This is a genomic window from Pseudonocardia yunnanensis, from assembly GCF_039534065.1.
Lineage (GTDB): Bacteria > Actinomycetota > Actinomycetes > Mycobacteriales > Pseudonocardiaceae > Pseudonocardia > Pseudonocardia yunnanensis.
The window spans coordinates 25,390-43,660 of sequence record NZ_BAAAUS010000001.1 but is presented as its reverse complement, the minus strand read 5'-3'; the positions used below and the strand labels follow the sequence as shown (position 1 = coordinate 43,660).

General features: G+C 65.6%; 13 protein-coding genes. 8 read left to right on the top strand and 5 right to left on the bottom strand.

Translation table 11 applies throughout. From position 1 onward, the window contains the following. The first annotated feature begins 10 nt into the window (after positions 1-10). Together ABD743_RS00180 and ABD743_RS00175 are read left to right on the top strand one after the other, a co-directional pair. Positions 11-853 carry a hypothetical protein gene (locus ABD743_RS00180; RefSeq protein ID WP_344717492.1) on the top strand — a complete coding sequence of 281 codons (843 nt, stop codon included), beginning with the start codon at positions 11-13 and terminating at the stop codon, positions 851-853. A gap of 418 nt (positions 854-1,271) precedes the next feature. Beyond that, the gene (locus ABD743_RS00175) at positions 1,272-1,454 is read left to right on the top strand and encodes a hypothetical protein (RefSeq protein ID WP_344717490.1); all 183 of its coding nucleotides are present in this window, start codon (positions 1,272-1,274) and stop codon (positions 1,452-1,454) included. A gap of 298 nt (positions 1,455-1,752) precedes the next feature. Here ABD743_RS00175 and ABD743_RS00170 read toward each other — a convergent pair whose 3' ends face one another. Further along, positions 1,753-2,310: a hypothetical protein gene (locus ABD743_RS00170; protein WP_344717488.1), complete on the bottom strand. Its 558-nt coding sequence runs from the start codon at positions 2,308-2,310 to the stop codon at positions 1,753-1,755. Between ABD743_RS00170 and ABD743_RS44690 the strand changes: the two genes are divergently transcribed. The 4 genes from ABD743_RS44690 (at position 2,267) to ABD743_RS00155 (ending at position 7,255) form a co-directional block, all read left to right on the top strand. Beyond that, entirely contained in the window at positions 2,267-2,659 is a 393-nt protein-coding gene (locus ABD743_RS44690; RefSeq protein WP_465270081.1) for an SRA domain-containing endonuclease, read from the top strand. The genes ABD743_RS00170 and ABD743_RS44690 overlap by 44 nt on opposite strands. A 252-nt stretch (positions 2,660-2,911) precedes the next feature. Next, complete coding sequence (locus ABD743_RS00165) at positions 2,912-3,403, top strand: hypothetical protein (RefSeq protein ID WP_344717486.1); 492 nt, start codon at positions 2,912-2,914, stop codon at positions 3,401-3,403. Continuing rightward, positions 3,403-4,920, top strand: a complete 1,518-nt coding sequence (locus ABD743_RS00160; protein ID WP_344717484.1) for a ParB N-terminal domain-containing protein — start codon at positions 3,403-3,405, stop codon at positions 4,918-4,920. Before ABD743_RS00165 ends, ABD743_RS00160 begins: the two co-directional genes overlap by 1 nt. Positions 4,921-5,755: 835 nt before the next feature. Further along, positions 5,756-7,255 (top strand): hypothetical protein, encoded by a 1,500-nt coding sequence (locus tag ABD743_RS00155; RefSeq protein ID WP_344717482.1) that lies wholly within the window; start codon positions 5,756-5,758, stop codon positions 7,253-7,255. A gap of 181 nt (positions 7,256-7,436) precedes the next feature. Here the strand turns inward: ABD743_RS00155 and ABD743_RS44365 are convergent, their stop codons facing one another. Beyond that, the gene (locus ABD743_RS44365) at positions 7,437-7,694 is read right to left on the bottom strand and encodes a GIY-YIG nuclease family protein (protein ID WP_379659486.1); all 258 of its coding nucleotides are present in this window, start codon (positions 7,692-7,694) and stop codon (positions 7,437-7,439) included. A gap of 633 nt (positions 7,695-8,327) precedes the next feature. Between ABD743_RS44365 and ABD743_RS00150 the strand changes: the two genes are divergently transcribed. Together ABD743_RS00150 and ABD743_RS00145 are read left to right on the top strand one after the other, a co-directional pair. Further along, entirely contained in the window at positions 8,328-12,758 is a 4,431-nt protein-coding gene (locus ABD743_RS00150; protein WP_344717481.1) for a tetratricopeptide repeat protein, read from the top strand. After that, a complete protein-coding gene (locus ABD743_RS00145; RefSeq protein ID WP_344717479.1) occupies positions 12,755-13,183 on the top strand; it encodes a hypothetical protein in 429 nt (142 codons plus the stop codon). The genes ABD743_RS00150 and ABD743_RS00145 overlap by 4 nt, the downstream gene beginning before the upstream one ends. A gap of 740 nt (positions 13,184-13,923) precedes the next feature. Here ABD743_RS00145 and ABD743_RS00140 read toward each other — a convergent pair. The 3 genes from ABD743_RS00140 to ABD743_RS00130 form a co-directional block, all read right to left on the bottom strand. Beyond that, entirely contained in the window at positions 13,924-14,910 is a 987-nt protein-coding gene (locus tag ABD743_RS00140) for a D-2-hydroxyacid dehydrogenase (protein ID WP_344717477.1), read from the bottom strand. A gap of 238 nt (positions 14,911-15,148) precedes the next feature. Then, on the bottom strand, positions 15,149-17,179 hold the full coding sequence (locus tag ABD743_RS00135; RefSeq protein ID WP_344717475.1) for an alpha-amylase family protein: 2,031 nt from the start codon (positions 17,177-17,179) through the stop codon (positions 15,149-15,151). A gap of 170 nt (positions 17,180-17,349) precedes the next feature. Next, the gene (locus ABD743_RS00130; protein ID WP_344717473.1) at positions 17,350-18,021 is read right to left on the bottom strand and encodes a GntR family transcriptional regulator; all 672 of its coding nucleotides are present in this window, start codon (positions 18,019-18,021) and stop codon (positions 17,350-17,352) included. Positions 18,022-18,271 lie beyond the last annotated feature (250 nt).

The window sequence follows — 18,271 nt, the reverse complement described above, 5'->3', positions numbered from 1 at the left end:
GATGCCGGTGATGGCGATCAACGAGACACCGAAGAGGCTGAAGCCCAGGCCGGTGACCCTGCGCGAGCTGTTCCTCCTGTCCGGCAACCGATGTGCGTTCCCCGGCTGCGAGCACGCCGTGATCAACGAGGATGGCGCCTTCATCGCGGAGGTGTGCCACATCGAAGGCGCGCTGCCGGGCGGCGAGAGGTTCAACTCGGAGATGGACAACGAGGCGCGGCGAGCGGCGGCCAATCTGCTGCTGCTGTGTCACGAACATCACGTGGTGACGGACGACGAGAGCCTCTTTGACGTAGCTCGCATGCACGCCATCAAGCGGGACCACGAGGCACGGTTCATGGCAGGGGTCGCTGCTCTGGTTCGGAGCGTTCAGGACTGGACTGACAGCAGCGTCATCACGCCAGCAACGTCCCTCCGGGGTTTCCACCTTCACATGGGGTGGGGAGGCCCGTCCGATAGAGGCGAGCTTGACCGCAGCCTTCAGGCGTTGCAGGAGTTTGCTGACGTCCTTCGCACGCTGAGTCTCCCCGCCCGCGAGCTGCTCTATATCGCCGTAAAGCGGGGTCGGCTTGCGGGGGGCTTCATCGGTGTGCACGCCGCAGAACTCGAGGACGTTGCGCACGTGACACCATTCGAGCTCCGCGGGTTGGTGGGTCAGCTGAAGGAGCAGGGCCTTGCCTATTTCGATGGAGATGAAGATCCAGAATTCTGGGATTTCACCGCACCGTATGTCGCCGTTATATGCCGGGACTACCCCTCATGGGCGGATCTGCGCAGCTTTCTTGACGACGGCGGGCTTCGAAGGCTGATTGTCGACCTGCGGTTCGATCTTCTTGACGACGAGCGCTACTAGCGGCCGCGTCGATTCCAGAGGCTGCGGTCGACGACGAGCCAGCCGAGAAGGTTGTCAAGTCCACCGCCGCGGCAGGCTGGTCATCAACTCGGCGATCACGCTGGTCGGGGGCGTGAACTTGAGGCCCCTGACGCCTACTTTGCGGAGGCTCAACCCGCGCGGCCGGCCCGGGATTCGGGGTTAAGGCAGGCGCCGCAGCAGAGCACGCGTCGCTGTTAGGCATGCCCGTTGACCGTCCACGCAGCGGTGAAGTCCTCCCTCGACCCCGCACGCCTACCGACCGCTACACACCGTAACCGCTTGATGGACAGGACGACCCAACCGGCGGAACTCGCTGACTGCCTCGCGCCGCTGAACGGACACCCCGCGCCCCGTCCCGCCTGGCCGCGGCGGGCCGACGGGCCGGGTGGCGCGTGCCGTGAGTACGGACCTCAACACCCGGCACGAGGCCGGCCACGCCGCGCACACCCCGGTGCCGGCGCAGTGGTCGATCCCGTGCAGGGCGGGTCGCAGTTGCGCGCCCGGTGGGGCGTCGATGACGACCCCCGGCCGGGAGTGGGCCGACTACGCGATCCCGGCCCCTCGGGCGGCGACGGGTTGATGTTGCCCACGGCGGTGCCTGGGCGCTCAGTACGGGCCTCCGGTCAGTGCCGGGAGGCAGGCAGACCGGCGGCGACCTAACAAATCAACGCCGACGAACACGACGAACTCGACCTCCCCGTGCTTATCTGGCAGGTCTGCCTCCTGGGCAGTCGGGGTTTACCCTTCCCCAGTCGTCTCCGTTGGGGTAAATGACGGAGAGTCCGGCGGCGGCGAGATAGGCGAGGAGATCAGCGCGCGGCCTGGAGGGCAACGAGATGGGCCGCACGCTCGAGGGCTTCGGGGCTCGCGCGGCATCGTCACCTACGTCGGGGAGTTCGACCTCGGATGGCGTGAGTCTTGGCGTCGGCGAATCGGCCGTAGTCGAGCAGTTGACCAACGGCCTGCCGGAGGTGGTCACGGGTGACGGTGCCTTTCGCCTCGACGAGCTCTCCTGTGGTCTCGTCCCAGAGGTCGCTGTAGAGAGGCCTCGACTCGCCAGGTGGAAGGACGCGCAGGCGGCTGACCTGGTGGCCCTGGGACTGCAGGTAGTCGCGGTAGCGGCCGACCAGGGTGGCCTCGCGTCGTTCCGCCTCGTAGGGCTCTCGATCGGGGCTGATGTAGGCCCGTTCGGTGTGCTGCTCCTCAACGGCTAAGACGTCGACGATCGGGCGAGGTTCGGGTGTGAACGGCAGGTGCGGCAGGTCGACAGTGACCTTGTTCTTGGGTCGCAGGCGGAACACGACGACCTGGCGTAGCGCAGCGTTGTCCTCGGTCTCGTGCGCGTCGGTGAAGTAGTGGTCGACGAGGTATGGGGGCTCGAACCAGGGCGGTATCGCGCCCTCGAACGGCTCCGACACCGTCCTGTTCTTCTTCACCGACCCGGAGACCGGACACCAGCACGGGTACTACGACGGATGGGGTGACGACGGCCTGTTTCACTATGTCGGCGCGGGACAGCGCGGTGACCAGAAGCTGAACGGCAACAACGGATCGATCCTCAAGCACCGCGAGACACGGCGACGAAGGGGAGGTCCACCGCACGATGCTCGAAGGTCTGAACGCTGGCGACCAGTTGGCCCGGATGGAAGTGCACAGCCGCTGTCACCGCGGCGGACTTGTTACCCATGTCCCTCGACTCCAGCGGTGATCTTGTCGGGCCGCGCGTGTGCTCGGTCTGGCGGATGGCTCGGCCTGCAAGAAGGTCGCCTGGGCCATGAGCGCTAGCCGTACTGCCTGCCGGCCGTTATGCACAGCGCCGCACGCGGTCAGGCGACCCACCCGGTGCTCCGCCTCGCCGTCGTGGGCCTGGACAGCCACCGACGCCTCGGTACGAGACGCCAGGTCAGACCCCCGAACCACGTGCGCGCGCGTCGGGATACGTGGGGCGAGACGTCACTCATCCGAGTCCAGCAGCGGCGGGATCCTCTCTCGGAGGGGCCGCACTAACACCAAGACGAGGCATGCTATCTTCAAGATGTGAGTAAAGACCTGGGTGAGCTACCCATCGCTCCCGAAGAGGGGTTCGCGCATGAGTGCCGTATCCGCGACCTCTACGCCCGCCGGCTCCCGGAGTTCCGCCCCGGCGAGATGTTGATCAAGACGGAACACACCTACGCGGGGTCCCGCGTTCGCGCCGACATGCGGACGCTGAGTAGCGATGGGGTCATCCGGATCTGGGAGTTCAAGATCACCGCGAGCTACGCCGGACTGGGCCAGGCCCTCACTTACCTCGCCGTGGCGAGACAAAGAGAGGGATTCGAGCGGACGTTTCGGGGAGTTCTGGCCGCTTTCGATTTCCAGTCCGAGGTACGAACGGCCGTCGAAGTCCTCAACTTGGGCATCGAACTCGTCGAACTGCCCGCCAAATTTCGACTTGCTGGCCGTGTACCCCAAATCAATTCCCACGCATCTATACCTACGATTCCTCACCTTAGCGACCTACTGCCACGACACATTAAGGAGTCTTGATGTCCCCCCTCCCGACGTTCCCGCAGATTAATCTGATCCCCGACTCGACCATCCCGGAAAATGAAGAATTCGGCGGGCTCAGGATCGTGAGATACCAGACCGACCCAAAAGCGCAGACCGCAATTATCCAGAATCAATACGAGTTCCAGCATGACCTGGGCAAGCGCCACTTGATTCAAGGGGTTGTTCTGGCGCTCAAGGGTGCGAAGCCGAGGTATCGAGTCACGGCGACGCTTCATCCGACGTTGCGGCAGTTCATCGAAATTGTCAGATACGATCCTTCAGCCCCTCCGACAGAGGACTGGGAGGCGCAGGGCATGCTCAAAGCCCACGAACAGACCCAGCAAGACTTCAAAGGCGCCAAGAAGGAGAACCTGGCCAACTTCAAACAGTACAACGTCGAAGCGATTCGCGACGACCGTGTCGCGTACCTCCCGACCATAAGCGGCTGGCAGTCGGCAGCGGTCTTCCCAGAAACGATCTTCGTCGCCCTGGATGAGACCAACCCCATGGCGCTTTATGGAATCCTCTATCTGCCAAAGAAGCCGGTGATGCAGTCGGACGGGCAAACTCAGACCGCCGCCCTCTTCCAGGCCGCCCAAACCGGCCTCGCCATCAAGTCTGGCGCCCTTGAGACGTTCGGCACAACTCTGGAAATCGAATTGAACGTCACTGCAGAACGGGCTGCACAGAGCTTCGCTGACCGCAATGGCCGCGGCTCAAAGAAGAACAAGAATCTCGTAGCTACCTTGGACAGTTCCTCTGCTATGGCCCGCCTTCGCCGCGAAGCCATAGACGGAACCGTCTTCCAAGATCGTCTCGCTGACGGCCGAACGGGCGGGGCGAGCGAGACCGCAACCAAGAACATCGCAGATCTCTCAACTATGGACCAGATACTACTAAATGTAATCTCGCGCGGCGCGAGAAAAGAAGAACAGATCAAGCAGTACCACATCAAGCATTTCCTGCCATTCTGCCGGGAGTTCCTTGAACTGCTGGACGATCAGTTCGGCGACAAATGGGTAGACCCAACCCTCAAAGCCAATGAACCCTACAGGCTGATTTATGTACACGGCTGGGCATTTGCACTGAAGGCCCTCGCGATCGCCTACCACGACTGTCGTAGGGACGTCATTGGACCATTGGCAGCAGCCATAGGGCCTGATTCCGGCGATGAGCATCGAACGGCGGACGAGTCAGAAGCTCTGTTCTTGGAGAAGGCGGCCGAGAACGAGGCTCATGACCCTGCAATCGGCTACGACGAACTCGTACACCGAATTCAAGCCATCGACTGGCTTCGCTACCGCAAGCACTGGATCGCTCTGACAGGGTACAAACTGGACCGGAACGGCAATAAAAAGACCCGCGAGATCAAAGACGGGACAGACGGTAGGAAGAAGCTCATCGTCGAAGGCAAGGCTCAGAACACGGCCGCCCATATCAGCACCGTCGTTAACAAGATTCTGTCAGACACCTGGACGGACCTCACCGCAGCCATCGACGAAACCGAGGCCTGAGTCAACCTCCCTATCCGATCGTGTTCGTCCAGGCTCGGGCTGGATAGGTTGAATGCCCGCACTGCCCGGAAGGCCGGACTTCAGCCAGCCGGGTGGGCCAACCAGTTCGGCCCCAACTGGTAGCACCGGCCTGGCTCGTCCGAGCTGCGCCACGCAGGAGGAGGGCGGCCGGGGCGGCAGGAGGTTCCTCCGCCACCGGTTGGCCCGGTTCGGACGCCTGGCGGACGCGAAGAGCTGGGAAGGTCGCTTCGAGCCGTTCCTATATCCGTGTGGGGTCTCACTCGCCGCGGCGATGGCGATCAAGCCGCGGGCCGCGGCAGGCTGTACCGGCTCGACTTCCCCTGGAGCTCGACCCGCACGGCCAGGCATCGAGGTGAACACGCATGACCTACGAGCAAGAGCGCCGCCGCTGGGAACCATCAGGGCCGACCAGGCGCTGATCGACGAGGCCGCCAAGTTCCCGCGGCACCACGCCATTCAGTCGCAGTACGCCGGCCTGCGCGGCAGGAAGTTGCGTTCGGGCTCGCCGCGGTCCTCGACGAACTCTCCCGGCGCCTGCCCGAGCTGACGAGGGGGTTCGCTGGCAGACCGTCCAGGCAGTTGTCGACCGGCCTGAATTCGACCGGCGATGTAAGGCACGAAGGTCACTGCCGCCGCTGTTCCCGCGACAACAGTGGGACGCTCCTGACGGCAGTCGTCTTAGGCGTCGGATGCGTCCGCAGAATCATGTTCACCGCGCAGAGAGGCATAGGCGCAGCACATCAGCTCCCTCCATGGGGCAGACCCGAGGGCACCGATGGTCGCGCATGCGGACGAAGGATGAGATCATTGTCCTGTGATCTCACCTTCGGCTTTACGCGGCTACGTCCTAGAGGAGTTGCTCGCGGGAGAACTAAGGCACACAGGCTTCTTGTTGCTGGTGGACTCCTCGCAGGATCCGCTGGCTCTAGCGCAGGCATCTAACGGTCTTCGGGTGCGAGGTCGAGGGGCCGATCACCAGGTGGATGTCCTCGGTGAACTAGAATGGGAAATCCCATTCAGCCTCCCCGTTAGATTGTTCGTGGAGGCGAAGTATCGCGATGCGCCAGTCGGGATATCCGACGTTCGAAACGCGGTAGGTGTGATCAATGACGTAAACGAGCACTATTCAGCGGCGGCGGCAAGAGGCGCTGCGCCCGGCTACTTCCGTCGCTTCCACTACCGATACTCCCTCTTTTCTGCGAGCGGTTTCACGGCCGATGCAGAGCAATTCGCCTTCACTCAGCAAATCTCACTTGTCGATCTCAGTGCACCTGCACGTCGGAGGATTCTGAGGACGGCGTTCGAGACGGCCGAGGTCCTCCGCGAGATGGCCTTTAATAGCGGTTTGCGGAAGTTTCCGGTTAACCAAATGCGAGAAGCATTCCGCCGAGCTCTTGGGACCTGGCCGCTGTCAGATGACTCCGGAACTGGCTCACGATATAGCGAAGGCTTCGAAGCGGCCTATAGTCGAGCTTCAGCGTCGTCAATGCAGGACGGCGATCTACTTCCACTCTCTGGCCTTGCGCAGGTCGCCGCAGACTTGGTTGAGGCTGTTGACGGGTCACTCTACTTCGCCGTTACGAACACTCCGTTTCTGATCGTGGTGCATCGGGAAGGCGTACAGAGTGATGACAGCAGCGAGTCGGTGGTGAGTGCGCAGGCAGAATTCGAGGGGCCGCGGTTGCCGAGACCGGCGCGCCTGACGTCCACTAGCCGGACATCAGCGGACGCGGAGTGGGCGCTGGTCACCAGCGACCAGGAGATTGTTCGTTTCAGCACCACGCCGTCCGTCGAGCGAGCCGTTCTTTCCTACGAGGCCGGTGATAGATCGCGACATGCAGGGACTCGGACGATCACAATCATGGACGGGGCCGGCGGAACTCCCTTGCTTTTTGAGCCGCTCGACGAGGTGACTCGTGAGTCCCGACAGGCGAGTGCGTTCGACCCGGGCTACCTATATAGAGATGATATTGACTACGTCGATCTGCCGATCGATATCTGGACGCATGAAGCCATGGAGCTACTTCTGAAGCGGCTTCGTGATGAGAGGCGGCCACAAGCCGAGGTCATTGTCGAGGCCGCCCGTCGCGGCGGGAGGATCTCGCGGGATTTGGTGTACCAGATCGCTGGCTTCTCGCCTGACCGAACCCTCCGGGGTTTTACTAAGCCGCCACGGCGAATTGCGGCGCAGCTGATCGCCAGGGGCCAACTCGATCCAGACGCGCCACCTCCGCTCGTCGCGGTCTATCGGAAGGGTGTGCTCGCTACACATTTCCAAGTTCCGCGCGAATTTGCTGAGTTCTACCTGGACTAGGCTGATACGGCAACTGGGTTGAGGGCAGGTAGGTACAGACCACCATTCACTGAAGCCAGCGCGGTGGCCAGCGCGGTGGCTACCGTGGTCCTGCGCTGCGGGTGTAATGGCATCGGGCCGCTTTGATGATCTCGACGGTGTGCCCGGGGCGTGATCGATGTTCAGTGGAGGGCGGAGGGCATTAATCTACGTCCAGTAGGCGGGGATGCTCACACCACGAGACCCGCAGGTTCTCGCTCATCCATGTCGGCAGGCGGGTCTCGTCCTCGTCGACCAAGTACGACGCGATCCGTCCAGCAAGTCTTGTACCCGTGTTCGTCTTACAGGAAACTGGCCAACGTGCGATGGAGCGTCGAGCTACCGCTTCGCGGAGGTGGTTCGAGCCGAGCCGTGAGCGCAGCTTCGCCAGTCCTACGTAGAGGAGACGGGTGTCCGGCATCGACGGGCGCACGGGGACCGCTGAGATCAGGCAGGATCGACGGTGCGGCCCACCACGCGTACAGCCCGGGGGCGGAGGGTGTCAGCATCCGGACTTTCCAGGGGCGGACGAGGTTCGTGTGTAGGGCGACGATGGTCGCGTGGAGATCCGCGGACTCGAATGCCATTGCTGCAGTCTGCCCAGGCCCGCAGGAGAATGGTGGCACCGTTCGTCAATCATTCCTGAGGGCTACCACGCGGCCGCTCGTGGGCGGAGCTTGACGATGTCGCAGGCGGCTGCATCGAGCGCCGCCCACGAGCGTCCGCGCGGTCGAGTTGCGCCAGATCGACGGGATGGCACTGGCAAGCACCGGAATCTGCGGCGAGGCAGCAGGAAGGCATCACGAGCCCTGACACGGTCCGCCTCTCATCAATACGTCTCCGCACGCTGACCGGCCAGAGGCGTCCTGGTCGGCGCTGGCCGGCACCGTGGGACCGCGTTCACACCGAAAAATCAGCAGACGGCGGTTCAACGAGAGGCTCGCTGCTGCTGCGCCACCACGGGCCAGGCCGTGATAGCGCTCACCAGATCGGGTCGATAGGTTACGCAGCGTTGAGAGCGTGATTCACATGGGGGCTTGTGGTGGTTACCGGTGTGGTTGTCGACGGCACCGGCTTCGAGGTGCTGGCCGATCATGAGCGGATGGGGCCCCGCAGGGTTCTCGAGCCGGCCGATGTCGATCTGTTGGAGGGGTTGGCGGGCCGCTATCTGCGGGCGGTGCAGACCCGCTCCGATGCCGCGGTGTTCGTTGGACTGGGTCGGGAGCTGTACCGATGGCTGGACGGGGAGCATGGGCAGCTGAGCTCGGTGCTGGAGCGAGCGACCTCGCCGTTGGTGTTCGAGATAGTGGGGCAGGGGTCGCCAACGGACCGGGCGTGGGCGGTGCTGCGGGCTCCGTTCGAGCTACTGGCCCGCCTTGACGGGGGGTTTCTGGCTGCGGACGGGCTCATGCGGTTCTCTGTTGTGCGGCGGCTGGGCACGGCTACCGAGCAGCCGGTACCGGATCAGTTCCGGTTGGGTCTGGCGTTCATGGCGTCCTCCCCACGCGGGCAGCATGAGTTGGACTTTGAGGCTGAGGAAGCGGCGATCCTCAAGGCTGTGGGTGAGAGCCGTGTAGATCTGGTGGTCGACGACACCGGCGACCCGGAGCAGCTGGGCCACCGCTTGGCCGACCTGGGCGGGATGCCCGTGGTGCACTTGTCGTGCCACGGGGTGAACAACTGGCAGGCCCGGACCGGCGCACCGGGGGTGCCGGTGCTGATGATGGAGGACGACGTCGGTGAGGGGCGTCCGACTACAGCCGCCGATCTGGTGAGTCTGCTGGCTGTTGGGCCGCGGCTGTTGTTCGTCTCGGCGTGTCTGACCGCGACGGGGGCCGACGCTACGGGTCATCTGCCGCCGGGTGGCGAGCGCAAGGGCGAGGCGGGTCCGGCTGCGGGTGGTGGCCGTCCGGTGGCGCATTCGTTCGTGACTGCGCTGGTGACCGCCGGTGTGCCGGCGGTGATTGCCTGGGACGGCTCGGTCGGTGATCGGGCGGCCACGCTGTTCGCCGAGCAGCTGTATCGGAGTTTGGCAGATCGGGCGCGACTGTCGGTGGCGGTGGGTGATGCCCGCCGTGTGTTGCTGGAATCGGACAACCCGCAGCTCCGAGAAGACTGGCATCTGGCCCGCCTGTGGCTGGGGCCGCGCGGCGGCGGACCGCTGGTGGCAGGAAGCCGGAAGCGGTCGCTGGTGTCGGCCACCCACGGGACCAAGACCTTCCTGGGTCGCAAACGGCAGGTTCCGGTGGCCGCGGCACAGATGTTCGTGGGTCGACGCCCGGAGATGCAGGACGCGCTACGGGCGTTGCGCTCGGGCGAACGTTCGGGGGCGCTGCTGCACGGGCAGGGCCGATTGGGTAAGTCCAGCTTGGCGGCCCGGATCGCCGACCGGTGCCCGGACCGAGCGGTCGCGGTGGTATTCGGTGACTACAGCGCACTGGCCATTTTGGACGCGGTGGCCGAAGCGGTGCGCACCAACCCAGCAGCCCGGGACCTGATCGCACAACGCCTGCCCGAGGTGCGCGCACGGCCCGAAGCGATCGAGTCAGTGTTGATCGATCTCCTGGCTGGTCCCTGCGCCCAGACCGGGGACGGGCAGCGGCCACTGCTGCTGATCATCGATGACCTGGAACAGATCCTGGTGGCCGACGCCGCCGGCCCGCACCAGGTGGCCTCCGATCATGCGCCAGTGCTGGCCGCAGTTTTGCGGGCGTTCGACCCGGCCGAGACCGACAGCCGCCTCCTGCTCACCAGCCGCTTCACCTTCGCCCTGAACGGGTTGGAGGCCCAGTTGCAGCCGGTACAGCTACGGCCCCTGTCGACGGTGGCTCAGCGCAAGCTCCAGCGCCGCCAACAAGCCCTCACCCCATCACAACAGCAGGTCGAGCGAGCCGGGCTGGCCGCCCGAGCGCTGAGCGTGAGCCGCGGAAACCCCGGTCTTCAAGACCTGATCGGTCTACGGCTGGTATATGGCGAGCAGGTGCCGCTTCGGCGGGCCGAGGCAGCGGTCGCAGGCATGGAGACCTACCTCCACCAAGGCGATCTGCCGTCCGACGCAGAGGTACGTGTGTTCCTGGAGAACCTGGCCCTCGACACCCTGCTGCAGGAAGCCGGACCGGCTGATCGCGCCCTGCTGCGGGCAACCACTCTATTCGATCTGCCAGTCCCACAGTCGGTGATCGAGACACTCGCCGAGCTGGTGGGTGGATCACCGGACCGTCTGCGGGGCTTCGGGTTACTCGACCCCTACCAAGATCAGTACGACCCGGCACGCTCGGCGCTGGCCGCCAACCCGCTGACCGCGGGAAGGGTCGATCCACTGAGCACCCGTGAGCAGGCTGCCCTCGCCGCAGTGACAGTCGCCTCGCTGTTCGCCGCCTGGGGTGGCACGGCGCCGCGACCCAGGCGCGACTATGAATTGGACCTGCAGCTGACCCGGGTCGCTCTATTGGGCGATAACGCGCTTGTCGTCGCAGCATGCGCAGTCGGCGCCATCCGTGAACTTCGTGTGGGTCCGGCCGCTGACGCACTCCGGTTCGGACATGACGTGATCGAACTTCTCGACCGCCACAACCAAGACGCGCCGCTCAGCTTGCTCCGAGCTGTAGCTGATGCAGCCTTTACCAGCGGCGACGGCTCTGCCGGTGAGGCGTTACTGGACCGGGCGATGCGCGAGGCGGTAGCCGGGGAACAGGAGCTGGGCAACCCGCTCGACCAGGCCCGGGTCATCGTCGAGCGAGCGCGTCGCCTCATCACCCGTGGGGAGACCCAGCAGGCCGAACAATTGTTCCGACGCACCCATCAAGTCTTCATGACCGCAGGATCGGAGCGAGAAGCAGCGGCCGTGATGGGCGATCTCACGGACATGGCCTTCCGGCGCGGGGATTACGACGAAGCGCTCCGGATTTACCGAGAAGTTCAGTTGCCGGTCTACGAACGCCTCGGCGACAGCCTCGGAACGGCCATCACTTGGGGTCGGATCGCCGAGATCGCCTTCCAGCGCGGGGATTGCGACGAAGCGCTCCGGATCTACCGAGAAGTTCAGTTGCCGGTCTACGAATGCCTAGGCGATACCCGCTCTACGGCCGCCACTTGGGGTCGGATCGCCGAGATCGCCTTCCAGCGCGGGGATTACGACGAAGCGCTCCGGATCTACCGAGAAGTCGAGCTGCCGGTCTACGAACGCCTCGGCGACAGCCTCGGAACGGCCACCACTTGGGGTCGGATCGCCGACATCGCGTTCCAGCGCGGGGATTACGACGAAGCGCTTCGGGTTCGCCGAGAGGTTCAGTTGCCGGTCTACGAACGCCTCGGCGATACCCGCTCTACGGCCACCACTTGGGGTCAGATCGCCGACATCGCGTTCCAGCGCGGGGATTACGACGAAGCGCTTCGGGTTCGCCGAGAAGTCGAGTTGCCGGTCTACGAACGCCTCGGCGATATCCGCTCTACGGCCGCCACTTGGGGTCAGATCGCCGACATCGCGTTCCGGCGCGGGGATTACGACGAAGCGCTTCGGGTTCGCCGAGAAGTCGGGTTGCCGGTCTACGAACACCTGGGCGATACCCGCTCTACGGCCACCACTTGGGGTCAGATCGCCGACATCGCGTTCCAGCGCGGGGATTACGACGAAGCGCTTCGGGTTCGCCGAGAAGTCGAGTTGCCGGTCTACGAACACCTGGGCGATACCCGCTCTACGGCCACCACTTGGGGTCAGATCGCCGACATCGCGTTCCGGCGCGGGGATTACGACGAAGCGCTTCGGGTTCGCCGAGAAGTCGAGTTGCCGGTCTACGAACGCCTCGGCGATATCCGCTCTACGGCCCTCACCTGGGGCCGGATCGCCGACATCGCCTTCCGGCGCGGGGATTACGACGAAGCGCTCCGGATCTGCCGAGAGGTTCAGTTGCCGGTCTACGAACGCCTCGGCGATATCCGCTCCACGGCCCTCACTTGGGGTCAGATCGCCGACATCGCGTTCCAGCGCGGGGATTACGACGAAGCGCTTCGGGTTCGCCGAGAAGTCGAGTTGCCGGTCTACGAACGCCTCGGCGATATCCGCTCCACGGCCCTCACTTGGGGTCAGATCGCCGACATCGCCTACCAGCGCGGGGACTACGACGAAGCTGCCGAGTTGCGGCAGAAGCGACTCGAGGTGACCAAGCAGCTGGGCGACCTCGACGGAATCGGTGCAGCCACATGGGACTTGGCCCGGATCGACCTTGCACGAGACGACTACGAGTCGGCCCGCCCGCGCCTGGTCGAATCGTTCCAAACAATGCGCCAACTGGGGCGATCTGACGGGATCGCAGTGGTGGGATTTTCACTCGGTAAACTACTCGCGTCCATAGGTCAAGCGGATCAGGCCCGCGATCTGCTGGGGCTGAGTCTGGCGGCCGCCAGCAAGATTGGGGATTTCGAACTGATGATCCATATCAATGAACTGTTACTAGCGCTGCCCGGCGGAGGGACGAAAGAGCGATGATCATTCGACTGCAAAGCGCTGCCGGCGCCAACATTGACGCCGCCAAGCGCGACCTTGAAGCATTGGCCCAATCGTGGGGCCATGAAGTAGCCGAGGCGCCCGATGACACGCAGTCCGTTGCCGAGGAATCTCGAAACGAAAACAAGGCTGTCGACCCAGTGGCGGTCACAGCCCTGGTGATGTCCATTCCGTCAGCCGCCTTGGCCGTGCTCGATCTCGCCGACCGCATCCGCAAGCGGCTACGAGCCCAGGAACTGATCGATAGCGCCCAACAACTTTCCGCCCAGCACGTCACCGTCTGCGTGATCTCCCAGAGCAGCCCCGTTGATGTCGCCAACCTGGCGCCCGACCAACTCCTCGAACTGCTCAGCGACGAAGACCCACCACCTCCGGCCATCTCTACAGCCGACCTGAACCTGGATTGACCGGGTGACGAAATCGCAGGAGTCCAGAGTAGGCGCGAAGCCGGGACGCGGTGGGCCATTTAGTGGCCATTGCCGCGGGTCAACAGCTGTCGACGAGGACACCTCCCCGCGGCGCCAGCGCCCAGGTCACGCCCTCCGCCGCGCCATGACAACCTCGTTCCAGCAGAAGATGAAGATCATTCGGGGCGCCTGAAGGTAGATCGCCGAGCATCAGCAAGGCATCACGAGGGATAACATTTCCTAACACGAGGTCGCACGGCTCAGCACGCTGAGCAGCCGGAAGGCCAACCGCAAGCACCTGGACCTACAGGCAATCCGCGTTCACACCGAAGAGGTCACTGGTTCGATCCCAGTATCGTCCACAGCCGAACGGCCTGGTCAGAGGCTCTTTCAAGAGCTTCCGGCCAGGCCGTTTGTCGTCGTAGTTTTCTGAGAGGCATCAGAAAGGCTTCCATCGCGCACCAGCCGCGTCCTTGGAGTCTTCGTCGTCGAGTGCTCGGAGGATCCGGGTCATGTCCTCGGCGGCCGTCAAGAGACACCTGCGGCGCCTCAACCGCAAGCTCGGCGTCCGCAACCGCGTTTAGGCCGTCAGCGGCGCGTACGAGCTCGTCGACCGCCCGGCCCCGCCGGCTGGCCGAGGCGTGGCTCGCGTTCTCCTGCGACGAACACGCCGAGCGGCTCGTCGCCCCGCGGGCTTTGACGTGGGGGCCGGCGTCACCGATGGCGCCGGTAGGGGTGAGTCAGTAGCCGGCGGCCTTGTCGACCACGTTGACCAGGTCGCGGCCAGTGGCGAAGCGAGCCAGGTTGTCCACGAAGATGTCCAGCCCGCGCCGTGCGGTCGCCGCCGTGGTGGCGCCGTTGTGAGGCGTGATGATGGTGTTCGGCGCGTCCCAGAACGGGCTGTCAGCCGGCAGTGGCTCGACGCTGTGCGCGTCGATGCCGGCCCCGGCGATCCAGCCCTCGCGCAGCGCCGTGAGCAGGGCCGCGTCGTCGGCGATGCCGCCGCGCGAGAAGCAGATCCAGAAGGCGGTGGGTTTCATCGCCCGGAACGCCTTCTCGTCGAATACGCCGAGGGTTTCGTCGGTCGCCGGGGCGGTGACCACGACCATGTCGCACTCGCCGAGGAACGCGTGCAGATCGTTGACGGCGTACATGCGCTCGACCCCCTCGACCGTCCGCTCGGGGTTGCGGCGGCAGCCGAGGACACGCATGCGGAAGGCCTGGGCCTTGCGAGCGAGGTCGCCGCCCGAGTGCCCGACGCCGAATACGCCCAGGGTCAGTCCGGCGAGCTCACCGTGGGTGAACCGGTCCCACCGGTGGTCTTGCTGGGCCCGCATCCAGCGAGGGACATCCCGGTTCAACATCATCATCAGCAGCATCGCGTGCTCGGCCAGCGGGATCGCTCCGTTCCCGACCGAGGTGGTCAGGACGACCTCGCTGGCCAGCATCTCTGGCGTGAGGTTCCCGTCTGCGCCCGCCGCCCAGCCGTGCACCCAGCGCAGCCGTGGGGCCGCGGCGAGCACCGGGCCCGGGACCGTTCCTGCCACGGCGACGGCGTACGCCAGCGCGGGATCGGTGGCATCGACCGCGTCGACGAACCGGACCTCGTGCGGACCGGCCGCCTCGGTGATGCGGCGGCGGTCGGTGTCTGGGCGGGACGGCCCGGTCACCAGGATCAGGCCGGGGGCGGCGTCCTCGCTGCGAGTGGCGCTGTCGGCTCCTGCCATGGGTGGTTCCTCCTCGTCGAGCGGGTGGAGCACGTGAAGGTCGGGTGGATGCGGGGTGGTCACCTCGACCCTGTCGCTGCGACGGTGCCGTCGGCCTCCCGGGCGCTGCCGCACCCGGACACAAGGGCGGAGGCGGCGACCCCGGCGCCGGCGAGGCCACCGAGCTGTAGCAGCCGGCGCCGGGAGAGGGTGGGTGGGCGCGTGCGAGTCCCCTTCGGCTCGAGGTCCACGGACGCGATCAGCTCAGGACCAGGACCTCGAACAGGCCGATCTCGGGCAGAGTGACGGTGGTCCGGTCGGCGGTGGTCGCGGCGTGTGGCGTGGTCCCGGCGACGACCGCCCGCACGGTGGTGCCTCCGCCGGAGCCCCCATCGACAGCGTCGTGTCGGACGGTGAGACGCCGCCCGGCGGCGATCGGGACGGGGGCACCGAAGGACTGCCCGCGCAGGCCGGTCAGGTTCCGCAGATGGATCACCAGCCCCGCCTCCGACCGGCCGACGACGGCCTCGACCTGCGCAGGCAGGTCCGTCTCGATCTCCAGGCGCTCCCCGAGCAGGTCGGTTGCGGCCTGCGCGATCACGTCGCCGAGCCCGCCGAGCCCGGTCTCGCGGTAGGCGTGGCCCGGTGTCCAGGGCAGCGCCACCGTGCGCCCCGACCCGTGGGCGAGGTCCAGTCGTGCCGGGTGATCCAGCGGCAGGTGTCCGTAGCACTTCTCCGGCGGGCCGTACGGCGCCCGCGACAGCACCGACATCCGTGCCTGCGCGCCGTCGCGGCCGCGCACCACGTGGAACGCCCCCAGGATCGGGAGCGCGCCGCCGTCCTCCCGCACCACCGCCGACGACCAGGTGGTTTCCGGGGTGTCCATGGTGACCAGCCGCGCGCCGACCCCGCTGGACTCCAGCTGCGATCGTTCCGCGTCCAGGCCCGAGGCTCCGGTGAGCAACAGCGATCCGCCTCGTGCGACGTACCCGTCGAGCTCCTTGGCCGCGGTGTCGTCCAGCACCCCGAGATCGGGCAGGACCACGAGTGCGTAGCGGTCGAGGTCACCGGACCGGCCCAGCGCGGCGAGGCGGTTCTCCGGGAGCGTGTCGAACGGGACGTGCCGCTCCAGCAGTGCGGTCCAGATCCCGCGGAACTCTTCCTGGGCGAGGGCCGGCTTGGAGAACGTGGGTTTGACCGGGTCCGGCCGCACGATCGCCGTGCGCGCCGCGGGCGACAGGCCAGCGTAGAGGTCCTCGTGGTCGCGGTGGAACCGGACCACCCCGGAGCCGGCGGCCAGGCACTCGTAGTCGAAGTCGTCCTTGGTGCCCATGATGTAGGTCGACGGGATGCCCCCGCGGGCGATGGCCTGCAGCAGGTACTGCTCGAACATCCGCGGTTCCTCGCTGACCAACCGGTACGGCATGTCCAGGAAGGCCACCGAGTTCACCAGCACCGGCACGTGCGGGCGGTAGCTGCGCGCCACGCTCACGTGCTCCGAGGTCTGGTGCGGCCACAGACTTCGGCCGATCGCGTTGTTCGCCTCGTGGAACACGATGTCGGCGGTGTCCCGCATGACCAGCGGCGCCTCCGGCCTGCGCTCCGCGATGAACCGGCGCACGCGGGCGAGCAGCTCGTCGATCGCATCGGAGGTCAGACGCTGCCAGCGCAGGTACCCGGGGGAGTCCGGGCCGGTGGGGAGGGTCCCGCCCAGCTCGGGGCCGTAAACGACACGGCACGGCAGGCACTGGCAGACCCCGCGGTACCGCTTGGCGTAGTCGATCTCGTTGTAGCTCATCCAGTTGAAGAAGAACCCGTCGATCTCGTATCGGCCCAGGATCTCCCCGAGCACCTCGAAGATCTTCTCCTGGTAGTACAGCCCGGACGGGCACACGCTGGTCAGGCCCTCGAAGACCTGACGCGACCCGTCCGGGGCCACGTAGCACCACTCCGGGTGCGCTTCGGCTATCGGCCTGGCGACCTTCGAGAAGTCCATCCGGGCCAGCACCCGGACCCCGCGCCGGTGCGCAGCGGTGATTGCGTCGCCGACGAGGTCACCGGAGGCTCGCTGCTGAAGCGCCGGGTTCAGGCTCTGGTGAGCCAGCTGCGTCGGGTAGTTGGAGATGATCCCCCCGACGGACAGCAGCCAGGCGTTCGCGCCGTAGCCCTCGATCTGATCCAGTACCCGGTCCACGTCCAGGGCGGCGTCGATCTCCCGGATGTTGGTCTGGAACATCCGGAAGGGGCGCTTCCACCACAGATCCGCGACGGGCATCGAGGCATCGGGCATGGCTGGTCGTCCTCCAGGGGATCGAGGGGACTGCGCACTACCTGCTATTTGACCGCCAACAGATCTTGTAAGACAAGTACTCGAGCGGATCGTTGAGAAGTCGATGGTCTATGGATCACCGAACGAAGTCGCGAGGACCAACGGGCGAGACGGTGGCGGGCGCTACCGCCTCACGCGTCGTCGGTCTCCTGCATGCGGGTGAGGATCCGCGCGCGAGCGGCGTCGAGATGTTCCCGCATGCGGCGTACCGCGAGCTCGGAGTTCTGGTCGTCGATCGCTCGGATGATCTCTGCGTGCTCAGTCGCGACCGACAGCGCGGGGGCCGTTCTGTGCGCCGAGTAGAGGCCCATCGTCATCTGGACCTCGCCGAGGATGAGCTGATGCATCCGGGTCAGTCGGTGACTGCCGGTCTCGCTCACCAGGCTCGAGTGGAAGTCGATGTCGGCGGCGACCTGGTCGGGGAACGCACCGGTGCGGGCCGCGATCTCCATCGCATCCTGGGTGCGCCGCACGGACGACGGGGTCGGCCCGCGGCCGGCGAGCAGCGCCACCGCCGAGGTCTCCACCAGGTCACGGGTGAAGAAGATGTCCTGGACGTCCTGCTCCCGCAGCGTCGGCACGACCGCGGTCTTGTGCGCCGGACGGTCCAGCAGGCCGACCATGATCAGTCGTTCGAGGCAGGCCTTCGCGGTGGGGCGGGCGACGTCGTACTCCGTAGCGATCCGGTTCTCCGTGACCTTCTCGCCCTGCGCGATGTCGCCGTTGATGATGCGCGTCCGCAGCGCGGCATACAGGGCATCGACCAGCGACGAAGTCGCAAGGGGGAGGGCTGACGGAGGCACCTGCGCATGATGCCACAGCTCGGTCAGTCCGACAGGCGTGCATGCTGACTTGGCGAGATTACTTGTCTGTCGAGTGTGGGGTGCAGGTGGCAATCGACGGCTTCGCAACGGTGGACGCGGCGAATGCGGACGGCACCAGCTGTAGTAGGCCCGCCGGTGGACTCAGCTCACCTTCGCCGAGGACGACCAGCTCCGGTTCGACCGGGCGTTCTGGGTCGACGTCATGCACGCTCGGCGGCTACGTGGCCGT